Annotated in this window: 18 protein-coding genes and 2 tRNA genes; 7 read left to right on the top strand and 13 right to left on the bottom strand. The window is 63.7% G+C overall.

The genetic code is table 11. From position 1 onward, the window contains the following. Positions 1 to 178: 178 nt before the first annotated feature. Positions 179 to 263: transfer RNA gene (locus PSV26_RS06090), tRNA-Leu, on the bottom strand. A gap of 40 nt (positions 264 to 303) precedes the next feature. Here PSV26_RS06090 and cysM point away from each other — a divergent pair. Further along, positions 304 to 1206: a cysteine synthase CysM gene (gene cysM, locus PSV26_RS06085; RefSeq protein WP_300568844.1), complete on the top strand. Its 903-nt coding sequence runs from the start codon at positions 304 to 306 to the stop codon at positions 1204 to 1206. A 168-nt stretch (positions 1207 to 1374) separates the two neighbouring features. Next, a complete protein-coding gene (locus PSV26_RS06080; RefSeq protein ID WP_300568841.1) occupies positions 1375 to 1905 on the top strand; it encodes an NUDIX domain-containing protein in 531 nt (176 codons plus the stop codon). Between the two features lie 93 nt (positions 1906 to 1998). On the opposite strand, the gene hsdR is transcribed toward PSV26_RS06080, so the two are convergent. The 4 genes from hsdR to PSV26_RS06060 form a co-directional block, all read right to left on the bottom strand. Next, a complete protein-coding gene (hsdR, locus tag PSV26_RS06075; RefSeq protein ID WP_300568838.1) occupies positions 1999 to 4353 on the bottom strand; it encodes an EcoAI/FtnUII family type I restriction enzme subunit R in 2355 nt (784 codons plus the stop codon). Beyond that, a complete protein-coding gene (locus PSV26_RS06070; RefSeq protein WP_300568835.1) occupies positions 4346 to 5413 on the bottom strand; it encodes a Fic family protein in 1068 nt (355 codons plus the stop codon). The genes hsdR and PSV26_RS06070 overlap by 8 nt, the downstream gene beginning before the upstream one ends. A gap of 168 nt (positions 5414 to 5581) precedes the next feature. Then, positions 5582 to 6736 carry a restriction endonuclease subunit S gene (locus PSV26_RS06065; RefSeq protein ID WP_300568832.1) on the bottom strand — a complete coding sequence of 385 codons (1155 nt, stop codon included), beginning with the start codon at positions 6734 to 6736 and terminating at the stop codon, positions 5582 to 5584. Beyond that, entirely contained in the window at positions 6733 to 8187 is a 1455-nt protein-coding gene (locus tag PSV26_RS06060) for an N-6 DNA methylase (protein ID WP_300568829.1), read from the bottom strand. Before PSV26_RS06060 ends, PSV26_RS06065 begins: the two co-directional genes overlap by 4 nt. Positions 8188 to 8323: 136 nt before the next feature. Here PSV26_RS06060 and PSV26_RS06055 point away from each other — a divergent pair, with 136 nt between their 5' ends. Beyond that, positions 8324 to 9205, top strand: coding sequence for a DMT family transporter (locus PSV26_RS06055; RefSeq protein WP_300568826.1), 882 nt, complete (start codon positions 8324 to 8326; stop codon positions 9203 to 9205). A gap of 212 nt (positions 9206 to 9417) precedes the next feature. Continuing rightward, positions 9418 to 9493, top strand: a tRNA-Arg gene (locus PSV26_RS06050). Positions 9494 to 9512: 19 nt separating this feature from the next. On the opposite strand, the gene PSV26_RS06045 is transcribed toward PSV26_RS06050, so the two are convergent. Genes PSV26_RS06045 through PSV26_RS06020 form a run of 6 tightly spaced genes read right to left on the bottom strand, consistent with a single transcriptional unit; the run spans position 9513 to position 18405 of the window. After that, positions 9513 to 13484, bottom strand: coding sequence for a translocation/assembly module TamB domain-containing protein (locus tag PSV26_RS06045; RefSeq protein WP_300568823.1), 3972 nt, complete (start codon positions 13482 to 13484; stop codon positions 9513 to 9515). A 5-nt stretch (positions 13485 to 13489) separates the two neighbouring features. After that, positions 13490 to 15472 carry a BamA/TamA family outer membrane protein gene (locus PSV26_RS06040; RefSeq protein ID WP_300568820.1) on the bottom strand — a complete coding sequence of 661 codons (1983 nt, stop codon included), beginning with the start codon at positions 15470 to 15472 and terminating at the stop codon, positions 13490 to 13492. Between the two features lie 9 nt (positions 15473 to 15481). Continuing rightward, positions 15482 to 16699 (bottom strand): VWA domain-containing protein, encoded by a 1218-nt coding sequence (locus PSV26_RS06035; protein WP_300514208.1) that lies wholly within the window; start codon positions 16697 to 16699, stop codon positions 15482 to 15484. A 13-nt stretch (positions 16700 to 16712) separates the two neighbouring features. Next, positions 16713 to 17318 carry a GNAT family N-acetyltransferase gene (locus PSV26_RS06030; protein WP_300568817.1) on the bottom strand — a complete coding sequence of 202 codons (606 nt, stop codon included), beginning with the start codon at positions 17316 to 17318 and terminating at the stop codon, positions 16713 to 16715. Continuing rightward, the gene (locus PSV26_RS06025) at positions 17315 to 17554 is read right to left on the bottom strand and encodes a hypothetical protein (RefSeq protein WP_300514202.1); all 240 of its coding nucleotides are present in this window, start codon (positions 17552 to 17554) and stop codon (positions 17315 to 17317) included. Before PSV26_RS06025 ends, PSV26_RS06030 begins: the two co-directional genes overlap by 4 nt. An 8-nt stretch (positions 17555 to 17562) precedes the next feature. Then, entirely contained in the window at positions 17563 to 18405 is an 843-nt protein-coding gene (locus tag PSV26_RS06020) for a MoxR family ATPase (RefSeq protein ID WP_077593805.1), read from the bottom strand. A 135-nt stretch (positions 18406 to 18540) separates the two neighbouring features. Between PSV26_RS06020 and PSV26_RS06015 the strand changes: the two genes are divergently transcribed. After that, positions 18541 to 19206, top strand: coding sequence for a c-type cytochrome (locus PSV26_RS06015; RefSeq protein WP_300568814.1), 666 nt, complete (start codon positions 18541 to 18543; stop codon positions 19204 to 19206). Positions 19207 to 19365: 159 nt separating this feature from the next. Here the strand turns inward: PSV26_RS06015 and PSV26_RS06010 are convergent, their stop codons facing one another. Continuing rightward, positions 19366 to 19800: a DUF1841 family protein gene (locus PSV26_RS06010; protein WP_300514196.1), complete on the bottom strand. Its 435-nt coding sequence runs from the start codon at positions 19798 to 19800 to the stop codon at positions 19366 to 19368. Positions 19801 to 19978: 178 nt separating this feature from the next. Between PSV26_RS06010 and PSV26_RS06005 the strand changes: the two genes are divergently transcribed. Beyond that, the gene (locus PSV26_RS06005; RefSeq protein ID WP_300514193.1) at positions 19979 to 20200 is read left to right on the top strand and encodes a hypothetical protein; all 222 of its coding nucleotides are present in this window, start codon (positions 19979 to 19981) and stop codon (positions 20198 to 20200) included. Between the two features lie 25 nt (positions 20201 to 20225). Here the strand turns inward: PSV26_RS06005 and PSV26_RS06000 are convergent, their stop codons facing one another. Next, positions 20226 to 21041, bottom strand: coding sequence for an IclR family transcriptional regulator (locus PSV26_RS06000; RefSeq protein ID WP_300568810.1), 816 nt, complete (start codon positions 21039 to 21041; stop codon positions 20226 to 20228). Between the two features lie 93 nt (positions 21042 to 21134). Between PSV26_RS06000 and PSV26_RS05995 the strand changes: the two genes are divergently transcribed. Next, on the top strand, positions 21135 to 21851 hold the full coding sequence (locus tag PSV26_RS05995) for a 3-oxoacid CoA-transferase subunit A (protein ID WP_300568807.1): 717 nt from the start codon (positions 21135 to 21137) through the stop codon (positions 21849 to 21851).

The raw sequence follows: 21851 nt of genomic DNA, 5'->3' as shown, positions 1-21851 counted from the left end.
GAAGTGCGCTTGGTCAATATCGTCCTAAGGCGGGCCGGTTCGGAAGAACCAGGCGACTGATGTGCACAAGAGGTGGTGCCCGGGGCCGGAATCGAACCCGCGTACGAAGTGCGCTTGGTCAATATCGTCCTAAGGCGGGCCGGTTCGGAAGAACCAGGCGTCTGATGCGCACAAGAGGTGGTGCCCGGGGCCGGAATCGAACCGGCACGCCTTTCGGCGGGGGATTTTGAGTCCCCTGCGTCTACCAATTTCACCACCCGGGCTGCAAGATGCGAAGAGGCAAATTATGGCACAGTGCAGGGTATGATTTATCCGACCATCGAAGACGCCATTGGCAAAACGCCTCTGGTGGCACTGCAACGCATCCAGTCCGACAGCAACACTCAACGCAACAATGTGGTCCTCGGCAAGCTCGAGGGCAACAACCCCGCCGGCTCGGTCAAAGACCGGCCCGCGCTGTCCATGATCAAGCGCGCGGAAGAGCGCGGCGAGATCCAGCCCGGCGACACACTGATCGAGGCGACCTCGGGCAACACCGGCATTGCGCTGGCCATGGCCGCGGCCATCAAGGGTTACCGCATGGTGCTGATCATGCCGGAGGACCTGTCGATCGAACGCGCGCAGACCATGAAGGCCTTTGGCGCCGAGCTGATCCTCACGCCCAAAAGCGGCGGCATGGAACACGCCCGCGACCTGGCCGACCAGATGGCCAAAGACGGCAAGGGCCGCGTGCTGGACCAGTTTGCCAACCAGGACAACCCGCGCATCCACTACGAAACCACCGGCCCCGAGATCTGGGCCGACACGGCCGGCAAAGTCACGCACTTCGTCAGCGCCATGGGCACCACCGGCACCATCACCGGCGTGTCGCGTTTCCTGAAAGAGAAAAACCCGGCGATCCGCATCATCGGCGCGCAGCCGAGTGAAGGTTCGCGCATCCCCGGCATCCGAAAGTGGCCCGAGGCCTACATGCCGAAAATTTACGACCCCCGCCATATCGACGACACCGTGCTGGTGAGCCAGGGCGATGCCGAAGACATGTGCCGCCGCCTGGCGCGCGAAGAAGGCATCTTCGCCGGCATCTCGGCCGCCGGTGCCTGCTGGGTGGCGCAGGAAATTGCCAAAACCGTCGAGAACGCGGTGATCGTGTTCATCGTCTGCGACCGCGGCGACCGCTACCTGTCGACCGGCGTGTTCCCGGCCTGACTCTCTGGCCGTTCGGGCTGAGCCTGTCGAAGCCAAGCCCATGGAACCAGTTTTCCGCGCGGACCCTTCGACAGGCTCAGGGCGAACGGCAACAAAAATTTGCATATAAAAAGTGGCTGTAGCCCTTTTCCCCCGGACGCACGCAGCTATCAGTAAGGAAGCAATCGCATGAGCCAGGAATTCAAGTTTTGCCCCAGCTGCGCCACCCCGCTGGCGATGATTTCCCAGCTGGAAGACAGCGGCGAAACCGTGCGCCTGCGCTGCCCGGCCTGCGACTACACCCACTGGAACAACCCGGTGCCGGTGCTGGCCGCCGTCATCGAGCACCAGGGCAAGATCCTGCTGGCGCGCAACGCTGCCTGGTCCGGCAAGATGTACGCGCTGATCACCGGTTTCATGGAAGCCGGTGAAACGCCCGAGGGCGGCATCACCCGCGAGATCAAGGAAGAAACCAGCCTCGACGTGACCGACCTCCAGCTGATCGGCGTGTACGACTTCCAGCGCATGAACCAGATCATCATTGCCTACAGCGCCGTCGGCCATGGCGAAGTCAAACTCTCCCCCGAGCTGGTGGACTACCGGCTGTACGCGCACGAAGACGTCAAGTGCTGGCCGGCCGGCACCGGTTATGCGCTGGCCGACTTTTTGAAGTCCCGCGGCTACGCTCCGGAGTTTGTGGAGTGGGCCAAGCGGGACTGAGGGCCCGGTGCCGCCGTTAAGGCTGGATTTCAAGCCATTTCGGCTTCCAGCCCTTGTGGAACGGGCGCCAGCAGCTATCAAAAAGGAAGCGTTTTATGCGATGCGCGCCGGATCGGGCTGGTAAAGATGCTTCTGGAAACCAACAAAAACCTGCCTGATCTGCTCAGGCGTTCCCAGGTCTTTCACGGCGTCTGCGATGGCGTTGTTGTAGCGAAGCCGCAGGAGCGGTGAGAGCTTGTCTGTGTCCAGCTCGTCAACGCCCTGTTGCACATACTGCGTCAACACGAAGTCCACAAAGGCCTGCTGTTTGTCATTGAACTGCTGGTGTGTTGCTGCCGTCGCCCGGTTGGCGCGCACCGTTCGCGTTTCTGTGGCCGTGGCAAAGGCAACGTAGGCGAGCACATCGAACAGGTCGCTCTTGTCGGCCTCGATGATTTTCTGCATCTCGGCCAGCGGCGCGCGGCTGAAACCTTTGTCCGCCAGTCCTTCCAGCAACGCCTTGCGGGTGGTCGGATCGCTCCAGAGGGCGCGCAGTTCGTCTTCGTCCTTGAAGAAGTCGGGCAACACGCCGAACAGGCTTTCCATGAACTGCGCGGCCGACAGCGGCTTGCCATCCGGCCCCCAGAAGCTGGTGGCCACCATGCTCTGGATGTTGCGCACCTTGCCGTCCGCCAGCCTGACCTTGATCTTCTGGGGCCGTGGCGGCGGCGGTGAGCCGGGCGGTGGCGGCTCACCGGTGCCCGTGTCGCCTGGCTCGCGGGGCAACTTCGGTTTGGGCTCCGCCACTTCGATCGGCTCGCCATCCCACTCGGGGTCAGAGAACAGCTGGTGCGCCTTCACAAAGTCGTAAATCGTGAAGTAGTCCTTGCCGTCGTACAGGCGCGTGCCGCGGCCGATGATCTGCTTGAACTCGATCATGGAGTTGACCGGCCGCATCAGCACGATGTTGCGTACATTGCGCGCGTCCACGCCAGTCGAGAGTTTTTGCGAAGTGGTCAGGATGGTCGGAATCGTTTTTTCGTTGTCCTGAAACTCGCGCAGGTGCTGCTCGCCCAGGGCGCCGTCGTTGGCCGTCACCCGCTGGCAGTAATTGGGGTTGCCGCTGCTGTTGTTCTGGTTGATCAGGTCGCGCACCGCCAGCGCGTGGTCTTGCGTGGCGCAGAACACAATGGTCTTTTCGCGCTGGTCGATCATGCCCATCAACTTTTTCACGCGGTACTCCTCGCGTTGCCGGATCTCGATGATGCGGTTGAAGTCCGACTCCATGTAGCGTTTGCCGGCCTCGACTTGGCCTTCCACCAGCGTGTCGTCGGCGGTGTAAACATACTCGTCCAGCGTGGTCGCAATCTGCACCACCTTGAAGGGGGTCAAAAAGCCGTCGTTGATACCTTCTTTCAGCGAATACACGTACACCGGCTCGCCAAAGTAGGCGTAGGTGTCCACGTTGTCGCGTCGCTTGGGCGTAGCCGTCAGGCCGAGTTGCACGGCGGGTGAAAAATATTCCAGGATGCTGCGCCAGTTGCTCTCGTCGTTCGCGCCGCCCCGGTGGCACTCGTCAATGATGATCAGGTCAAAAAAGTCGGGCGGGTAGTCGCCAAAGTAGGGCGACGGCTTGCCGTCTTTGGGGGGCCCGCTCATGAAGGTCTGGAAGATGGTGAAGAAGATGCTGCCGTTCTTGGGCACCTTGCCCTTCTTGCGGATGTCGGCCGGGTCAATACGCACCAGCGCGTCGTCGTCAAACGCTGAAAACGAGTTGTAGGCCTGGTCCGCCAGGATGTTGCGGTCGGCCAGAAACAGGATGCGCGGCCGGCGGGCCGTTTCGGCCTCACTCTTCCAGTCCTTGAGGTTCCAGCGGCTGTGAAACAGCTTCCACGCCAGCTGGAAAGCAATGAATGTCTTGCCCGTGCCAGTGGCCAGCGTCAGCAGAATGCGTTCCTGCCCTTTGGCGATCGCTTCCAGCACATTGTGAATGGCGTTGTCCTGGTAATAACGCGCGCCCCAGGTGCCGCCCCGGTCTTCAAACGGCACGGCGGCAAAACGGTCACGCCAGGCGTTCTGCTCGGCAAAGGTCAGGTCCCACAGCGTATCCGGGCTCGGGTAAGCCGCCACGTCACCCTCTTTGCCGGTGGCCATGTCGATGCCGTAGATGGCTTGCCCATTCGTTGAATAGCTGTGCCGCACCGCCAGCTTGCCCGCATAACGCTTGGCTTGCGCCACGCCTTCGGTGTGCAGCCTGTCCCAGGCCTTGGCTTCGATCACCGCCAGTTTGGTGTTGCGATAAACCAGCACGTAGTCGGCAATCTCGGGCTTGGCGCGCACGCCGCCGCCCTGCAGCCGGCCTTCGGTGATGCGGAACTCGCGCCGCACCGCGCTGCCTTCCACCACGCCCCAGCCCGCGGCTGTCAGCGCGGGGTCGGTATGCTCGGCGCGGGTTTCGGCTTCATTCATCGTCAAGCCCGATGTGGGTCAGCAGCTCGAACAGCGGGCTGTTGATGTAGAAATTGGTGCGGCCGATTTTTTTCTTCAGCACAAAACCCTTCACGGCCAAAGCGTCCAGGTGTTTGGCCGCCGTGATGCGCGAAACGCCCAGGTCCCGCTCGACAAACTCGATTTTGGTGTACGGGTGGCGAAACAGGTTGTTCAGCAAGTCCTGGCTGTAGATCTTGGGCAACTCATCGCGCAGCCTCTGCTTGGTGGTCTGGATGAGGTCACGCAGGTTCTTGACCAGCCGGATTTCGCTCTTGGCCGTTTTTGCCACACCCCTGACGATGTACACACACCAGTCCACCCAGTTCCGGGTGTCGCGGGTGGACTGCAGCAACTGGTAGTACTGGCTTTTGGTCGAGGTGATGTAGCGGCTCAAATACAGCACCGGCAAATCCAGCAGGCCCTCGCGCTGCAAGATCAGCAGGTTGAGGATTCGCCCTGTGCGGCCGTTGCCGTCGTAAAACGGGTGAATGCTTTCAAACTGGTGGTGGGCTATCGCCATGCGCAGCAGCGGGTCCAGCTTGTTATCGGCGTGCACAAAGTCCACCCACTGGCCCATCAGCTTTTTGATCACCCGCGCATCCTGCGGCGGCTCGTACACCACGGCGCCGGTGGCCTGGTTCTTCAGCACCGTGCCGGGCAGCTTGCGCAGGCCCGCATTGTTCTGTTCCACCTCGGCTTGCACATCCAGCACTGTGCTGAGGCGGATCAGGCCGGACGCCTGCACCTGGCTTGAGCCGGTCTTGAGGGCGGCGATGTAGTTCTGGACTTCCTTGGCGGCGGGGGAGGCGGCGCTGCTCTGGTCATAGGCAAACAACTCATCATGGGTGGTGATGATGTTTTCAATTTCCGAGCTGTCCTTGGCCTCCTGGATCGCCAGCGTGTCCAGCAGCAAGGCATTGTTGGGCAGTGACTCGCACAGGCCCTTGAGCTCCGCCAGATAACGATGCGCCTCAGCCAGGCTTTGCCATACCGCCTTCACGTCCAGGCTCTCGCTTGCAGGAATCTCCAGATCGGTCAAAGCAGCCCTCTCGTTGGGACGTGACAAGAAACTGGATTTATCTTATCACTTCAAGCCAAACGTGTATAGATAATTGAAATTTCTTATCACGTTGCTGTGGATATGTCGAAAAACTGCGGCTTTTTGGACATATGGCGGGTCATATGTCGAAAACCGGCTTCTTTTTGATCACAAGGCCCCGCTGAAGGCCTGGTGCAGCAGTGACTTTTTGAGCTCGTCCAGGGCGATGAGCTTTTGTTTGTAAATGGATTCGAGGCGTTGGGTTTTATCAGCCATGCACCGAATTAAAGTAATGACCTCATGCATTTTTTTGGGCGGAGGCATAGGGCAGAGTAAGTGGAGGACGTCACCCCTAGATATGCCTGGAATTGCGGCACCGTTTGCAAGTGACTGAAAGTAGTCAAACTTGGTGGTTAAAAAGGCACGCAGATACTCAATTTCTGCTGCGGTCGCCCGAATAGCCATGAGTTGCCGACTGATTGCCAACTCAGGGAATTTCATGAGATTTATCTTTCCAACGCCCGAACCTTTTACGGTGATCAAAATGTCCCCTGCCCGCGCCATTCGTTTGGGAAACTCGGTCCACTTGGTCACAACGGGGTGCATCTCTCCAAAGTCGGAGGGGCCTGTTAAATACCCAATCCCGCGAGACTCAGTGTTGTAGTCAGCTGCGTCAATATGTTGCCCCGAGATCAACTCACACAATTCGCCAAGTGGCCTCTGCGTCCACCCCTCACCGCGCTGGGAAAAAACAGATTGCAAGTGACTTTCAAACAGTGCGCGGGCGTTTTGGAGGTTCTTTTCGGCGTTGACTTTGGCGGTGGCGATGCCGTCAAACGCTTCGTCGAGGATGGCGACGATGCGCTGCTGTTCAGCAAGCGGGGGTAAAGGCACGCGAATGGCATCAAGCATGTATTTCGTGATTTGGTTAATCATGGTGTTCTCTCCCACACCGATTTGGTCACGAAACAATTCAGACCGGAAAAACCACGAAAGGTAAGGGCTGCAGTTACTTCTGACTACGGTCATGAACGTGCCGAAAGTCATTTCCTCGGGGAGATCGCCAATCACCGCCGTCTTTCCAACTAGACGCTTGCTACCGTTTCGACTACACATAAGAATGTCGCCCTTGCGAACGTACAGAGATTTCTTAACCGAACGGTTAACTCGTACGAGGTCCGAAAGGTCTAGTGCATCATTCTGAACATTGGAGGATCGAAGCACGATGGTCCCTAAGTTGCCAACATCTTCTGGCTTGTAAGTCAGGCCAATGAAGTACTCCGCAATCTCAGGTAATGGCTTGATTTCCCAATCGGCCTTCACAGCAACTCCCGAATAGAAGCCAGCACCCCGGCTGCCTCGGCATCCAGCGCGGCGATCTCGTCCATGATGTCTTGCGGGCTGCGGTGGGCCACTACTTCACCGCCGGTTGGGTTCTTGACTGACAGGTCAAACGTGCTGGCGTTCACCGCCGCCACGTCCACCGACCAGCTCTGCGCAGTGTCGGCGAAGGTCTTTTGCGCTGCTATGAACGGCACCAGGTCGGCATCGTTGAGCGGGTTGGTTTTGCCCATGTTCCGGCCCACGTCCAACTGGTAGAACCAGACCTTACGGGTTGGTGCGCCTTTCTCGAAAAACAGCACCACGGTTTTCACGCCCGCACCCTGAAAAGTGCCGCCGGGGCAGTCGAGCACGGTGTGCAGGTTGCAGCTTTCCAGCAGCAGCTTGCGCAGGCTGACGCTGGCGTTGTCGGTGTTGCTTAAAAAGGTGTTCTTGATGACGATGGCGCCGCGGCCGCCGGCTTTCAGAATCTTGATGAAATGCTGCAGAAACAGAAAGGCGGTTTCACCGGTCTTGATCGGGAAGTTCTGCTGCACTTCCTTGCGTTCCTTGCCGCCGAAGGGCGGGTTCGCGAGCACGATGTCGTAACGGTCCTTGTCCTGGATGTCGCTGATGTTGTCGGCCAGCGTGTTGGCGTGCACGATGTTGGGCGCTTCGATGCCGTGCAGGATCATGTTCATGATCGCAATCACGTAGGCCAGGCTTTTTTTCTCTTTGCCGTAAAAGGTTGTGGTCTGCAGTGTCTTGAGGTCGCGGGTGCTCAGGTTGGGCTTGGCGCTCAGATAGTCAAAGGCTTCGCATAAAAAGCCGGCCGAGCCGACCGCCCCGTCATAAATGCGTTCCCCGATCTGCGGCGCGGTCACCTGGATCATGGCGCGGATCAATGGGCGCGGTGTGTAGTACTCGCCGCCGTTGCGCCCGGCGTTGCCCATGTTCTTGATCTTGGCTTCGTACAGGTGCGAGAGCTCGTGTTTTTCCTGTTGTGTGCCGAAGCGCAGCTCATCGACCCGGTCAATCACCTCGCGCAGGTTGTAGCCGCTCTGGATGCGATTTTTGATCTCGCCAAAAATCTCGCCGATCTTGTACTCGATGGTGTCCGGCCCGGTGGCGCGCTGCTTGAAGCCATGCAGGTAAGGGAACAGCTTGCCGTTGACAAACTCGATCAGGTCGGGGCCGACCAGCGCGGCGTTGTGGTCCAGCTTGCCGTCGGGCGTTTTGGGCGCGGCCCAGTTGTCCCAGCGGTACTCAGGGTCGAGAATGGCCTTGTGCTTCCTGCCGTCGAGCTGAGCCTCCACGGCCTTGTCGGCTTCGAGTGCGGCCAAGTATTTGAGAAACAGCAGCCAGGAGGATTGCTCGGTGTAGTCGAGTTCGCTGGTGCAGCCCGCATCCTTGTGCAGGATGTCGTCGATATTCTTGAAAGTCTGTTCAAACATGCCGGATTTCTTGGAAGGCGGGACGCAAACCGTCCCGGTGCGGGGAGGTTACAGGAATTATCCCGGTTGATCGAAAGTTGTCTTTGATGAACACCTTTGCGGGAAGAAGCCTGCCACGAGCACTATATTCATCCCCATGACTTCTCCGCGCCTGCAGCAATTCATTCCCCTTCTCGCCGTGTTTGGCGCCGTGACTGCGCTGGGCATTGGCACGTCGTGGGCCAAGCAGTTGTTTCCGCTGCTGGGGGCGCAAGGCGTGTCAGCATTGCGGGTGGGGTTTTCGGCGGTGCTGCTGTTGCTGCTGTGGCGGCCCTGGCGGTGGAAGCTCTCGCGGGCCGATGCGCTGTCGATTGCCCGCTACGGTGCGGCGCTGGGCGCCATGAATTTGATGTTTTACATGTCGCTGCGTACCTTGCCGTTTGGGCTGGCGGTGGCCATCGAGTTCTCGGGGCCGCTGGCGGTGGCCCTTTTCTATTCGCGCAGGGCGGTTGATTTTGTCTGGGTGGCGCTGGCTTTGCTGGGCCTGGGCATGTTGCTGCCCTTGGGCATCAACAGCAGCCCGCTGGACCCGGGGGGTGTGCTGTACGCACTGGCGGCGGCCGTGTTGTGGGCGATGTACATCATCTTTGGCAAGCGCATCGGTCACCTGCATGCGGGGCATTCTGTCTCGCTGGGGCTGACGGTGGCGGCGCTGGTGGTGGTGCCGGTCGGGGTGGTGTATGCGGGTGCGGCGCTGCTGTCGCCACAGGTGCTGCTGATTGGCGTGGGTGTAGCCGCCATCTCCAGCGCCATCCCGATTTCCCTGGAGATGATGGCGCTCAAGCGCCTGCCCAAAGAGGCTTTCGGCATCATGATCAGCATGGAGCCAGCGGTGGCGGCCGTGCTGGCCATCGGCCTGCTGGACGAACACCTTAGCCATGGTCAGTGGCTGGCGATTGGCTGCATTGTGGCGGCGTCCATGGGCAGCGCATTGACGGCGCGGCAGGGCGCTCAAGCGCCGGAATCGGTCGCCACCTGAGTCCCGGGCCGCCCGCCGGTTGTTTTGACGCTTCGCGCCTGATATATGCATCAAATTGGTATTTGGCCCAATAATTACGCACGTAGACAGCTATCAAAACAATAGCGGTTTGGGGTCGTTTATTAACTTGATGGGTACGTCAGTGCGGCCTGGCCGCGGGTTCGGGGCTCTGGGCGTCCAGGCGCCCGCCCGCCTTGTTAAACTACACGCTTGCCTTTGTAGCTCAGTGGATAGAGCGATCCCCTCCTAAGGGATAGGTCGCAGGTCCGATTCCTGCCAAGGGCACCATCTTCCCGTCATCACGGTCCTAGTCAAACGGCACCGTGTAGATCAGGTCCACCGCGCTTTGCTGACCGGCTTCGGCCCGGATGGTGAAGCGCTGCGACAAATCGTAAAACAGGTACAAGGTGCCGAGTGCGCCTGACAGGCTGCGTTCGTAGGCCGCATAGAAGTTGCGCGAAAAGCGTTTGCCCAAGGTGACTGCGCCTTCGGCAGCGCTGCCGTCGGTGTTGCTCGATGCGCCGCGAAACGACAGCTCGTCCAGCCCCAGCGAGGCCGCCAGCCCGCCGGACATGCCGCCGGTCTTGCTGCCCAGCAGCGCAATCGCCGCCTGCTGCAGCAGCGCGGCTTCGGCGCCGCCGCTGGCCGAGGCACGGCCCACCACCAGCCAGGACAGCTTCTCCGCGTCGGACAGCTCGGGCTGCGCGTACAGGCGCACGCGCGGCAGCAGCGCCGTGCCGGTGATCTGTACCCCCACGCGCTGCGTGAGGTTGGGGCGTATCGCCAGGATGTCCAGCGTCGGGTTGTCGATGGCGCCGGTAAACCGCAGTTGCCCCTGCTCGACATCCAGGCGCTGGCCGTAGGCGCGGTATTGCCCGCCCACGGTGCGCACCGTGCCGTTCAGGCGCGCGCTGCCCAGGGATTCACCGCTGAGCGCGAGTGCGCCCTGCACGCGGGTGTCCAGCCCCTTGCCGCGGATGCGGAAGTCCTGGCCCAGGTCGATCTGCACCGCCAGGCTCAGGCTGCGGCCGTCCTGGCCGGCCGGTGCGGCTGCGGGCGCATGGGCCTCGGCCGGCGCTTTTTTGCCGGCGGCCGCGCCGCTGCTGCTGCGCACCACCACGTCGTCGCCGAGCTGCGGCGTGCTTTCATCGGGCAACAGGATGCGCGCCTGGTCGATCAGCAATTTGCCGGTCAGCGTCGCCGCCTTGCCGACCAGGCTGGCCCGCAGGTCGCCCGACACGGTGAGCTCCCGGTCGGTGCGCAGGCTGGCGCGCAGGCGTTCCAGTTTGGCGTCCAGCCGCACCTCGGGCTTGCCATTGATCCAGCCGGCTTCGCCCTGCGCGCGCAGCAGACCGCCCGTGCCCTGGCCGCCGGCGCCCTGCAGGGTGAACTCGCTGATGCGCATGCGGGTGCCGTCCAGCGTGGCGCGCAGCGTGCCCTTGCCGAACTCGATGCCGTCCACCACCGAGCGCAGTGCGAGGTCGTCGGCCTGCAAGGTGCCGGCCAGTTGCGGCGCGGCGCGGTTGCCGCTGAGGGCCACATTGGCGGCCAGCGAGCCGCGCAGCCGCCAGCCCGGTGGCGCCAGAACCGACCACACGCCGATGCGCGGCAGTTGCGCGCGCAGACGGCCGTTCAGCGGCGCGTCGGCCGGCCAGCCCCAACCGGAACCGCTTTTAGCCAGCCGCGTGGTGAGCTGGCCGTCGGCGTTGCCGGCGCGCTCGCTGTCCCAGCGCAGGCCCAGGGTGAGGGCGTCGCCGTTGCTTTCCAGTGTCAGGCGCGCCTCCTTCACTCCGGCGGCGACCCGTGTGGCGCTGCCTTGCGCGGTTTCGGCCTGCACCATGATGTCGCCGCGGCTGCGCGCCAGGCTGGCCTTCAGGCGCAGGGTGTTACCCAGCGCCGCGTCCCACTGGCCGTCGAACACCAGGTCACCGGCCAGGCCAGCGCCCGCCAGTTGCGGGCCGGCGACAAGCTCCAGCCAGGCCAGCGGCAAACCGGTGAGTGTGCCGGCGGTAAGCAACTCGCCGGCGCGCCAGCGCACCGGCTGCCAGGCCAGGGTGGCTTGTGGAGGGGGGCCGGCTGCAGCCGACCGTGCGGGGGCGCTCAGCAGGGCCTGGCCGGCGCCGGCTTCCAGCGCGCTGCCGGCCGATGTTGGCGTCCACTTCAGCGGCACCGCCTTTTGGGTGGCCAGGCGCCAGGCGCCGGCGCCCAGGGCCGGGTCTTCGACCGACAGCTGCAGTTGCTGCACCAGGGCCTGCCACGGCGCGGTGGTCCATGCGGCAAAGCTGGCCGGGGCCGGGCCGCTGCGGCTACCGCTGGCGGCCAGTTGCAGGGCGTAGCGGCGCTGCTGTTGTTCCAGCCGGCCCTGGAGCTTGAGCTCGGCCTGGCTCAGGCGGCCGGACAGCGTGGCCTGGACAGCGCGGAACTGCAGCACGCCGGCAGGGGCTGCGGCGCTTGTGGTGGTGGAGGTGTTGGCAGGGGTAGCGCTGCTGCGCCAGTCCAGCGCGGGCAGGCTCAGACTGGCCTGCAGCGCCGGGTCGCGCCAGCCGCCTTGCCAGCCGAGCTGGAGTTCGGCGCTGCCGCTGGCCGAGGCCTGTTGCAGGGCGGCCGGTGCGCCGGGCAGGCGCTGCAGCCAGCGCAGGGCCTGGGCCGCGTCGCGGCCGCGCAGGCTGAGCTTGCCGGCGCCGCGCGTGGCCTGCAGTTCACCCTGTACCTGGGCGGCCAGGCCGGGCGCGGTCAGCTCCAGCCGGCCCTTGCCGCTGCGGGCGGCGGGCTGCACTTGCAGCGCGCCGGCCAGTTCGGCGTCGTCGGTGCGCAGCCGCAGTTTGGACAGCGTCAGTGTGTCGCCCGCCCAGCGGCCGGTGGCGCTTGCATCGCGCAGGCGCAAGGCGGCCCATGGGCTGTTGGCGGAACGGGCAGAACGGACGGAACGGGCGGGCGGGGCGGCGGTTTTGCCGCTGGCTGCAACGGCGGCATCAAATTCGATGGCGCCCGCCTGCCCCTTGACGTCGGCGCGCCCGTCCACCGGCAGTGCCGCCAGTTGGGTGTGCAGCGCGGCGGGGTTGATGTTTTTCAGCGTGGCCTGCACCTGCCAGTCCTGCGCGCCGGCAGCAGCAGGCGCCGAGGGTGTTGTGGGGGAGGCGGTGGCAGGCGCCGCCTGCGACCACTGGCCGCTGGCCGTGATCTCGCCGCCGGCCAGCCGGGCCTGCAGGCTGCGCACCATGGCCACGCCGCCGCGCCACTCGCCCTCGGCCTGCAGCTTGTCCAGAGGCAGGCGCTGCTGGTCCCAGGGGCCGGGCAGGCTGTTCTTGACGTCGGTCTGCAGCTGCCAGGCGTCGCTGCGGCGGCTGTCGGGCCGCACGCTGAGGCTGCCGCTGAGCCCGGTCTGCGGTGCGCCCGGCCAGAGGCTGGCGAGGTCGAGTGCGACAAAGCTGGCATCGGCCTGCGGCAGGGGCTGCGCGGCCCAGGGCGTGATGCGCGCGGTGGCGCTGGCCTGCGGCGTGGTGCCGGGGCGGGCGGGTGTACCGACCTGCTGGAGTGCGCCGCTGGCCTGCAAGTCAGCCAGCGGGCCTTGGGCGGTGGCCTGAAACGCCAGTGGCACGTGGGCCGCGCTGCCGGGCACGGCGACTTCCAGCACGCCCGACATGGCAGCGTCCAGCGTCAGTGCGCCGGTGGCCAGCAGACTGGCGCGGCCGCTGTAACGCCCGTCGGCGATGAGTGCATTCGCCAGCTCGACCCGGTGGTGCACGCCATCAAAGGCATAACGCGCGCGAATGGCTTTGGCTTCCAGCGCGGGCGGGCCCAGCCACACCAGTTGGTCGATGGCCAGTTCCTCCAGCGTGAGGCGAAAGGGCAGCGCCACCGAGGCCGGCGGAGCGGCGGCGGCTTCAGCCGGCGGGCGCTGGTCGTCCACCGTCAGGCTGGCTGCGGCGAGGCGCTCGAGCCGGAGGGTGCCGGTCAGCAGCGACAGCGGGTGCCAGCGCAGCTGGACATCGCTGGCGACGAGTTGCAGGCGCTCTTGCTGCCAGCGCAATGTCTGCACTTGGCCGCCGGCGCGCAGCGAGCCGCTCACGCCTTCGGCGCTGAGCGGCTGCGAGACGGCGGCCCAGCGCATTGCGCTGGCCAGCGAGCCTTCGGTGCCCGACCACACCCAGAGGCCCGCCAGGGCCAGCAGCAGCGCCAGCACCAGGGCGCCGCATGTCGCGGCCAGCGCCTTACGCCAGCGGCGCCGTGGCGGTGGTGCCGCGCTTGCGGGGGCGTTGCGGGGAGCGGTGTCGGGCATGAGCATCAGAAAACAAAACCCACACTCATGTGCAGCCGCAGTTTTTTGGGGGTCAGGCCATAGGCCAGGTCAATCTGCAGCGGACCGATCGGGCTGCGCCAGCGCACGCCGGTGCCGACACCGACCCTGGCCTTCAGCTCTTTCGGCGTTTCGGCGACCGAGCCGGCGTCGACAAACAGCGTGTGTTCCCATTCGGTGGGCAGGCCGTTGCGCCGTATCGGCCGTTGCCACTCCACGCTGCCGACGGCCAGGTAGCGGCCCGGCGCGGTCACGCCGCTGGCGCGCTCGACACCGATGTCGCGGTAGCCGTAACCGCGTACGGTGTTGTCGCCGCCCGTGCGAAAAAGCTGTGTGGCGGGAATGCGTGCCGAATTCGCAGCCACCACCGCGCCGGCTTCGGCGCGCAGGGCGAGCCGGCCACTGGTCAGCGACTTCACGCCCAGCCAGCGCCCGGTGGTTCGCAGGAAAGGCTTGCGTTCATTGCCCAGCGTCACGCCGCCGCCGAGCTCAAAGCCCACCCCGTAACCCTTGCTGGGAAAAGGCAGGCTGTCGAAATAGCGGCCGGTCCAGACGTAGTTGGCGCTCAGGGCCGAGCCGTCGCCGACGTCGCTGTCGGTCAGGGCGGTCGCCCGTTTGGTCTGCACGCTGGCGCGGTCGTACTGCAGGTAGAGGTTGCGGTCGATGCGGTCGCCGGCCTGCGAGCGGCCAAAACGCAGGCGCTGCGCGCGGGTGACCAGCTCGTCGTCGTCCAGGCGTTCGACCCGGCCGAGCGCGCCCCAGCGCCAGCCGCCGTCATCGGGGATGGCGGTCCATTCGGTCTGCGCAAACGGTGACTTGCGTTCGAGCTGCAGCTTGGTGACCGCACGCCAGCCGATGCCGGGCACGCGGTGGTGGGTGTGTTCCACCGACGCGCGCGGCCCGCTGTCGGTGGTGATGCCCACGCCCAGCACCACTTTCTGCAGTGCGGCCTCGCGCACCTGCACCTGCACCGGCGCGGCCGCCGGGTCGCTGTCGGGGTCGACAAAAATGGCGGCCGAATCAAAGTAACCGCTGGCAGCCAGGCGCTGCTGGGCTTCGACCAGCCGGTTCTGGTCGTACACCGCGCCGGGCGGCAGGCGCGCCAGCCGCGGCACCAGCAGCGGGTCGTAGCGCTGCATGCCGCTGACCTGCATGGGACCCAGCCGGTACAGCGGTCCGGAATCCAGCCGCAGCGACAGGTTTGCGCTCTGGGTGGCGGGGTCGATGTCGGCCAGGCTGTCGGCCAGCCGGCCTGCCGGGTAGCGCCTGGCCACCAAGCCGCGCAGGGCCTGGGTTTTGGCGCTGTCCCAGTTGTCCTGGGTGAAGCGCTGGCCGGCGGGCAGCCGCCAGTCGCTGCGGATTTCCTCGCGCTGCGCCACTGCGTCGGTGTCGGGCGAGGTGGCGATGTCGCCGGTGAAATCGATGGCCACGTCCTGGACGCGGGTGAGTTCGCCGGGCGTCACGGCAATCGCAATGATGGGGTGCTGCGCGGCGGCCCCTTCCTGCGTGATGCGGATCTCGGGGCTGAAGTAACCGAGCGTGCCCACCAGGTTGCGCACATTGCGCTCGGCCAGCACGATCAGACGGGCCAGCTCGGCATCGTCGAGGTCGGTCACTGCGCGGTAGCGCTGCAGTTCGAGGTGGCGCTCGAGCAGCTCACGCACGCCGTCGGGCGCGCGTACCTGGATGTCGAAGGCGGTGACCTCGGTCTGCGCCTGCGTCGGCCCGACCGAGCCTGCCGGGGTGGGCGGCGGGGCCACGCTGGCAGGCGGGGCGGCGGGGGCGGGTGCGGTTTGCGTCACGCCCGACGCGGGCGAGGTGTTGACTTCCATCGGCGGTGCCGATGGCACGGCCGCAGCCGGCTGCGCTGCGGCGGCCGTGGCCAGGACAAGGAGAAGCGAGGCGAGAGGCGCGGCGATCAGGAACCGGGCTGGCGCCCGGTACGTGCGGCAGAAACTGGGGTGGGGCACATGCCCAGTTTACTTGGACAGCAGGCGCATGGCCTCTTCAAGGCCTTTGATGGTGAGGGGGTACATGCGCTGGTTTACCAACTGCTGGATCACGCTGATGCTCTGGCGGTACTGCCAGACGCCTTGCGGCTCGGGGTTGATCCAGACGAATTTCGGGAAGGCGTTGGTCAGCCGCTGCATCCACTCGGCACCGGCTTCCTCGTTGTTGTATTCGACACTGCCACCCGGTTGTAATATTTCGTAAGGGCTCATGGTCGCGTCGCCCACAAAGATCAGCTTGTAGTCCTTGTTGTACTTGCGGATGATGTCCCAGGTGGCGAACTTCTCGCTGAAGCGGCGCCGGTTGTTCTTCCACATGAAGTCGTAGACGCAGTTGTGGAAGTAGTAGAACTCGATGTGCTTGAACTCGGTCTTGGTGGCCGAGAACAGCTCCTCGACGCGGCTGATGTGTTCGTCCATGGTGCCGCCCACGTCCATCAGCAGCAGCACCTTCACGTTGTTGTGGCGCTCGGGCACCATCTTGATGTCCAGCCAGCCGGCGTTGGCGGCGGTGGAGCGGATGGTGTCGTCGAGGTCGAGTTCCTCGACATGGCCCTCGCGCGCGAACTTGCGCAGGCGGCGCAGCGCGACCTTGATGTTGCGGGTGCCCAGTTCCTGCGTGTCGTCGTAGTCCTTGTAGGCGCGCTGGTCCCACACCTTCACCGCACTCTTGTTGCGGCTTTTCTCCTGGCCGATGCGTATGCCCTGCGGGTTGAAGCCGTTGGCGCCAAACGGCGAGGTGCCGCCCGTGCCTATCCACTTGCTGCCGCCTTCGTGGCGTTCCTTCTGTTCCTCGAAACGCTTTTTCAGCGTTTCCATGAGTTCGTCCCAGCCCATCTTCTCGATGGCGGCCTTTTCTTCAGGGCTCAGGTTGAGTTCGAGGTTTTTGCGCAACCACTCCAGCGGAATGTCTTTCGTGAAGTCGGCAATCATCTCCACACCCTTGAAGTAGGCCGCAAAAGCGCGGTCGAACTTGTCGTAGTGTTTTTCGTCCTTGACCAGCACGGTGCGGGCGAGGTAATAGAAGTCGTCGATTTTGTACGCGCCTTCCCCGATCTCGCCGTCCTCCCCCTGGCCGCTGTTGGGCCCGACCACGCCGGCCTGCAGGGCTTCCAGCAGCATCAGGTATTCCTTGACCGAAACCGGCAGCTTGGCCGAACGCAGGGTGTAGAAGAAGTCGATCAACATGGCAGGACTCCTTTCAGCCTTGAGGCGCGCGTGGTTTATCCAGCAGGTACATCAGCTGCGCCTTGACTTCCGGCCACTCGCCGGAGCGGAGGCTGTACATCACCGTGTCGCGAATCGTGCCGTCGCGCCGCAAGGCGTGGCCGCGGATCACGCCGTCTTTTTTGGCGCCCAGGCGTTCGATGGCGCGCTGCGAGGCGAAGTTGAAATTGTCGGTGCGCCAGCCGACAACGTTGCAACCCAGGGTTTCAAACGCGTGCGTGAGCATCAGCAGCTTGCAGGTGGTGTTGACGTGGGTGCGCTGGCAGCGCGCAGCGTACCAGGTGTAGCCGATCTCCACGCGTTTCACGGCCGGCAGGATGTCGTGGTAGCTGCTGCTGCCCAGCACCGTGCCGCTGGCGGCTTCGCGCACGGCGAAGGCGAAGCGATGGCCGGCCTCGCGGCCCTTGAGGGCGTCTTCGATGTAGGTGGTGGTCTGCTCCGGCTCCGGCACCGAGGTGACACGCAGCTTCCACAGTTCACCGTCGGCGGCCGCGGCGCGCAGGCCGGCTTCATGGTCGAGAGCCAGCGGCACCAGCTCCACACCACGCCCGGAAAGAATGACGGCTTGCACAAAACTCATGTGTCTTTGCCCTGTTTTTTTGCCTGCGCACGGCGCCAGCGCCGCGCGATCTGCAGGCCCAGACCGCCGCCCAGGCCGACCAGCACGATGCCGCCGATGGCGCTGTTGCCGTAACCCGCTGCAAAAATGTCCAGGCCGAAGAGCCGGCCCAGCCAGAAGCCGAGCAGGGCGCCGCCGACAAAACCGACGGCGTCGGACAGACCTTCGATCAGGAGATTGCGGTTGTCGCTTGCCATGGCCGGACCTAGCGGTTGTGGCGTTGCATGAACACCAGCTTTTCAAACAGGGTGACGTCCTGCTCGTTCTTGAGCAGCGCGCCCACCAGCGGCGGCACGGCGACCTTGTCTTCCTTGCTTTGCAGCGCTTCCAGCGGAATGTCTTCGGCCACCAGCAGCTTGAGCCAGTCCAGCAGTTCGCTGGTGGACGGCTTTTTCTTCAGGCCGGGCAGGTTGCGCACGTCGTAAAAGGTTTTCATGGCCGCGGCCAGCAGCTCCTTCTTGAGGCCGGGGAAGTGCACGTCGACGATGAGTTTCATCGTGTCGGCATCGGGGAACTTGATGTAGTGGAAGAAGCAGCGGCGCAAGAAGGCGTCGGGCAGTTCCTTTTCGTTGTTCGAGGTGATGAAGACCAGCGGCCGGTGTTTGGCCTTGATCAGCTCGCGCGTCTCGTAGCAGTAGAACTCCATGCGGTCGATCTCGCGCAGCAGGTCGTTCGGGAACTCAATGTCGGCCTTGTCGATCTCGTCGATCAGCAGCGCCACCGGTTCGTCGGCCGTGAAGGCCTGCCAGAGCACACCCTTGATGATGTAGTTGTGGATGTCCTTGACTTTCTCGTCGCCGAGCTGCGAGTCGCGCAGGCGCGACACCGCGTCGTATTCATACAGGCCCTGCTGCGCCTTGGTGGTGGACTTGATGTGCCACTGCAACAGCGGCAACTTCAGGGCTTCGGCCACTTCCTCGGCCAGCATGGTCTTGCCGGTGCCGGGCTCGCCCTTGACCAGCAGCGGCTTTTTCAGGGTGGCGGAGGCATTGACGGCGAGCATCAGGTCCTGGGTGGCGACGTAGTTTTTGGAGCCTTGGAATTTCATGGTGGGCAGGAGGTGTAAACAGGAAGAGGGGTGAATCTGCGGTGATCAAGCCGGGGCAGAACCGGGCCGCGGCGGTCGCAGATATAATCAGCGGTTGTTTTTTATAACAAATTCTCACCTGATTGTGCGCGCAAAATGACCAAGCTGTTCACCACCTTATTCGCCCTGGCTGTCTCGTTTGTGACGGTTTCCGCCCATTCCCAGGACATCAAGGGCGATGTCAAGGCCGGCGAAACCAAAAATGCCATGTGTATCGGCTGCCATGGCATCAAGGGTTACCAGGCCAGCTTTCCCGAGGTCTACAAGGTTCCCATGATTTCCGGACAGAGCGCCAAATACATCGATTCGGCCCTGCACGCCTACAAGAAGGGTGAGCGCAAACACCCCACGATGCGCGGCATCGCCGAGTCGCTGAACGACCAGGACATCGCCGACCTGGCAGCTTATTACTCCCAGCATGGCGTGACCGAAGGTGCAGCCGCCGCAGCGCGCACCGCCAAAACGCCAAGCCCCGCCGTTGCTGCCCTGCTCGGCAAGGCCAATTGCGCATCCTGCCACGGCGCCGACTTCAGCAAGCCGATCGACCCGTCTTATCCCAAGCTCGGCGGCCAGCATGCCGACTACCTGTTTGTGGCGCTCAAGGCCTACAAGGTCGAGAACAATCCCAAGGTCGGCCGCGGCAACGCCATCATGGCTGGCATGGCCAAGCAGTACACCAATGCAGAGCTCAAGCAGCTGGCCAACTACCTGGCATCGGTGGAAGGGGATCTGAAAACCATTCCGCAGAGCAAGTTCCGATAAACCGCTCCGCTCCACAAAAAAAGCCGCTGACCCAGCGGCTTTTTTTTGTGGGGTCGGTTACTCTTTTCAAGCAGGGGCCGCGGGTCCGGCTTCGCCGGCCCGCAGGCGCAGCGGCCCCCTCGGGGGGCAGCGCAGTACGCGAAGCGACAAGCGTGGGGGCTAATCTTTCGTGGCCTGGCGCTGCACACAGGCAAGGTAGGCGTCGCCGTCGGGCGGGCGCCCGGCGCGTTGGCTTTCCCAGACCATCTGGCCCAGGCAGTCCATGGCCTCGTGGTGGGCGTCGTGCAACGAATTGCGGCGCGCCGTCAGCAGCTCAACCGCCTGCCGGATGCCGCGCGGCTGATCAATCGAACACTGTTCGCTGATCGACAGGTGCATGGACAGGTGCAGGAAGGGGTTGGTCCTGCCGCCTTCCACGTCGTACATCTTCTCCATCGCTGCATCGGCGTCGGCAAAGTCGGCGTGGTACTCGGGGTGCTCATCCAGCCACTGACTTGCTATGATTTCAATAGCTTCCAGCGCTTGCCCGGAGCGGGCTTTGGCATAAACAGAGCAGAAAAAACGACGGACGTCGGCTTGCGAAGGCGTGAACATACGGCAAGCGTAGCATGGGCTCTGTTGCCGCTGGCGTTGTGGTGTTTTCCGGACGCCGGAATCGTCCATCGGCAATGTCCTACGGCCCCACAGGCCCTTATCGGCTAGATTAGCTTCATGGCAGCGTGATTCCGGCAAGCGCGCGCCGACATACCCATCATCCGGCGAGGAGAACTTCATGAATGCAGTCAGAATCACAGGCATTGTCCTGATCGTGCTGGGCCTGGCCGGCTTTTTCACCGGCGGTTTCAGCTTTACCAAGGACACCACCAAAGCCAACATTGGCCCGCTGGAACTGGTCGTCAAGGAAAAAGAGTCGATCAATGTGCCCCAGTGGCTCAGCATTGGCGCAATTGTCCTGGGCGCCGTGGTGCTGGTCATGGGTTCGCGCAAGTCCTGAGCGCCCCCGCGTTCGCTACATCCGCTCAGCTGCGTTGAACGCTGAGCGGACGTGAAATCGTTTGTGCAGCGGCCAGCAGGGCCGGCAACATGCTGTCCTGCATGGCCCGGGCACTGGTCCGGTTGGCCTGGCCGCTGATGTTCAGGGCTGCCACCGTCTTGCCCTGCCGGTCCTGAATCGGCGCAGCCATGGACACCAGGCCTTCTTCCAGTTCCTGATTCACCAGGCACCAGCCCTGCCTGCGCGTCTGCGCTATTTTCTGGCGCAGGGCGTCGAGGTCGGTCACCGTGTGGCGGGTGAGCGGCGCCAACTCCGAGGCTTCCAGGCAGGCCAGGGCTTCGCCTTCCGGCAAGCCGGCCAGCAGCACGCGGCCCATGGACGTGCAGTAAGCCGGCAGGCGCGAGCCGACGCCCAGCGTGATGCTCATGATCTTGTGGGTGGCCACCCGCATCACATACACAATGTCCGTGCCTTCCAGCACCGCGGCAGAACACGACTCCCCGACTTCCTCGGCCAAACCTTCCATCACCGGTTCGGCCAGGTTCCAGATCGGCATGGACGACAGGTAGGCAAAGCCCAGGTCCAGGATGCGCGGGGTCAGCGAAAAATGTTTGCCATCGCTGTTCACATAACCCAGGGTCTGCAGGGTCAGCAGGATGCGCCGCGCGCCGGCGCGCGTCAATCCGCTGCGCGCGGCCACTTCGCTCAGAGTCTGTCGGGGCGATTGGGCGCTGAAAGAACGGATGACCTCCAGCCCGCGCGCAAAGGACTGGACATAACTGTCGCCCGGCGCGGGGCCGGGCCGGCCATAGGGACCTGAAGGGGAGGCAGCAATTGCCATGGGTGCCAAAATCTCCTAAAATTCATTATACGAACATTTGTTCTATATAAGAACAAATATCAGACGGGTCTTTTTTCCGACGGAGACAGCTTCATGATCAACAAGACAGCCCGCTCGGTGGCTGAAGCGCTGGCCGGGGTCAGGGATGGTTCGACCGTGCTGATTGGCGGCTTCGGCACGGCCGGCATCCCCAACGAACTGATCGACGGGCTGATAGAGCAAGGCGCCAAAGACCTGACGGTCGTCAACAACAACGCCGGCAATGGTGAATCGGGACTGGCGGCCTTGCTCAGGATGGGCAGGGTACGCAAGATCATCTGCAGCTTTCCGCGCCAGACCGACAGTTACGTTTTTGACGAGTTGTACCGCGCCGGCAAACTCGAGCTGGAACTGGTGCCGCAGGGCAACCTGGCCGAGCGCCTGCGCGCGGCGGGCGCCGGCATAGGCGCGTTCTTTTCTCCCACCGGCTTCGGCACCGAGCTGGCAAAACATGCCGATGGTTCGCCCAAGGAAACCCGGGAAATCAACGGCCGGCACTACGTGCTGGAAATGCCGATTCACGGCGACGTGGCGCTGATCAAGGCCGAGCGCGGCGACCGCTGGGGCAACCTGGTGTATCGCAAGGCGGCGCGCAACTTCGGCCCGGTCATGGCGACGGCGGCCAGACACACGGTGGCGACCGTGCACCAGATCGTGGAGCTCGGCGCGCTCGACCCCGAGCACATCGTGACCCCCGGCATCTTTGTGCACAAGATCGTGAAAATTGACCGTGTCGCCACGCAGGCCGGCGGCTTCAAACAGGTGGCCTGA

The organism is Polaromonas sp. (assembly GCF_029945685.1).
GTDB lineage: Bacteria > Pseudomonadota > Gammaproteobacteria > Burkholderiales > Burkholderiaceae_C > Polaromonas.
The sequence above is the reverse complement of the archived record's forward strand: the minus strand, read 5'-3'. Positions and strand labels throughout refer to the sequence as shown.

What these genes read in the sequence shown, in the direction of transcription:
- cysM (WP_300568844.1), top strand. Translation starts at nt 304, where the DNA reads ATGATTTATCCGACCATCGAAGACGCCATTGGCAAAACGCCTCTGGTG.
- PSV26_RS06080 (WP_300568841.1), top strand. Translation starts at nt 1,375, where the DNA reads ATGAGCCAGGAATTCAAGTTTTGCCCCAGCTGCGCCACCCCGCTGGCG.
- hsdR (WP_300568838.1), bottom strand. Translation starts at nt 4,353, where the DNA reads ATGAATGAAGCCGAAACCCGCGCCGAGCATACCGACCCCGCGCTGACA.
- PSV26_RS06060 (WP_300568829.1), bottom strand. Translation starts at nt 8,187, where the DNA reads ATGTTTGAACAGACTTTCAAGAATATCGACGACATCCTGCACAAGGAT.
- PSV26_RS06055 (WP_300568826.1), top strand. Translation starts at nt 8,324, where the DNA reads ATGACTTCTCCGCGCCTGCAGCAATTCATTCCCCTTCTCGCCGTGTTT.
- PSV26_RS06045 (WP_300568823.1), bottom strand. Translation starts at nt 13,484, where the DNA reads ATGCCCGACACCGCTCCCCGCAACGCCCCCGCAAGCGCGGCACCACCG.
- PSV26_RS06035 (WP_300514208.1), bottom strand. Translation starts at nt 16,699, where the DNA reads ATGTTGATCGACTTCTTCTACACCCTGCGTTCGGCCAAGCTGCCGGTT.
- PSV26_RS06030 (WP_300568817.1), bottom strand. Translation starts at nt 17,318, where the DNA reads ATGAGTTTTGTGCAAGCCGTCATTCTTTCCGGGCGTGGTGTGGAGCTG.
- PSV26_RS06025 (WP_300514202.1), bottom strand. Translation starts at nt 17,554, where the DNA reads ATGGCAAGCGACAACCGCAATCTCCTGATCGAAGGTCTGTCCGACGCC.
- PSV26_RS06020 (WP_077593805.1), bottom strand. Translation starts at nt 18,405, where the DNA reads ATGAAATTCCAAGGCTCCAAAAACTACGTCGCCACCCAGGACCTGATG.
- PSV26_RS06015 (WP_300568814.1), top strand. Translation starts at nt 18,541, where the DNA reads ATGACCAAGCTGTTCACCACCTTATTCGCCCTGGCTGTCTCGTTTGTG.
- PSV26_RS06010 (WP_300514196.1), bottom strand. Translation starts at nt 19,800, where the DNA reads ATGTTCACGCCTTCGCAAGCCGACGTCCGTCGTTTTTTCTGCTCTGTT.
- PSV26_RS06005 (WP_300514193.1), top strand. Translation starts at nt 19,979, where the DNA reads ATGAATGCAGTCAGAATCACAGGCATTGTCCTGATCGTGCTGGGCCTG.
- PSV26_RS06000 (WP_300568810.1), bottom strand. Translation starts at nt 21,041, where the DNA reads ATGGCAATTGCTGCCTCCCCTTCAGGTCCCTATGGCCGGCCCGGCCCC.
- PSV26_RS05995 (WP_300568807.1), top strand. Translation starts at nt 21,135, where the DNA reads ATGATCAACAAGACAGCCCGCTCGGTGGCTGAAGCGCTGGCCGGGGTC.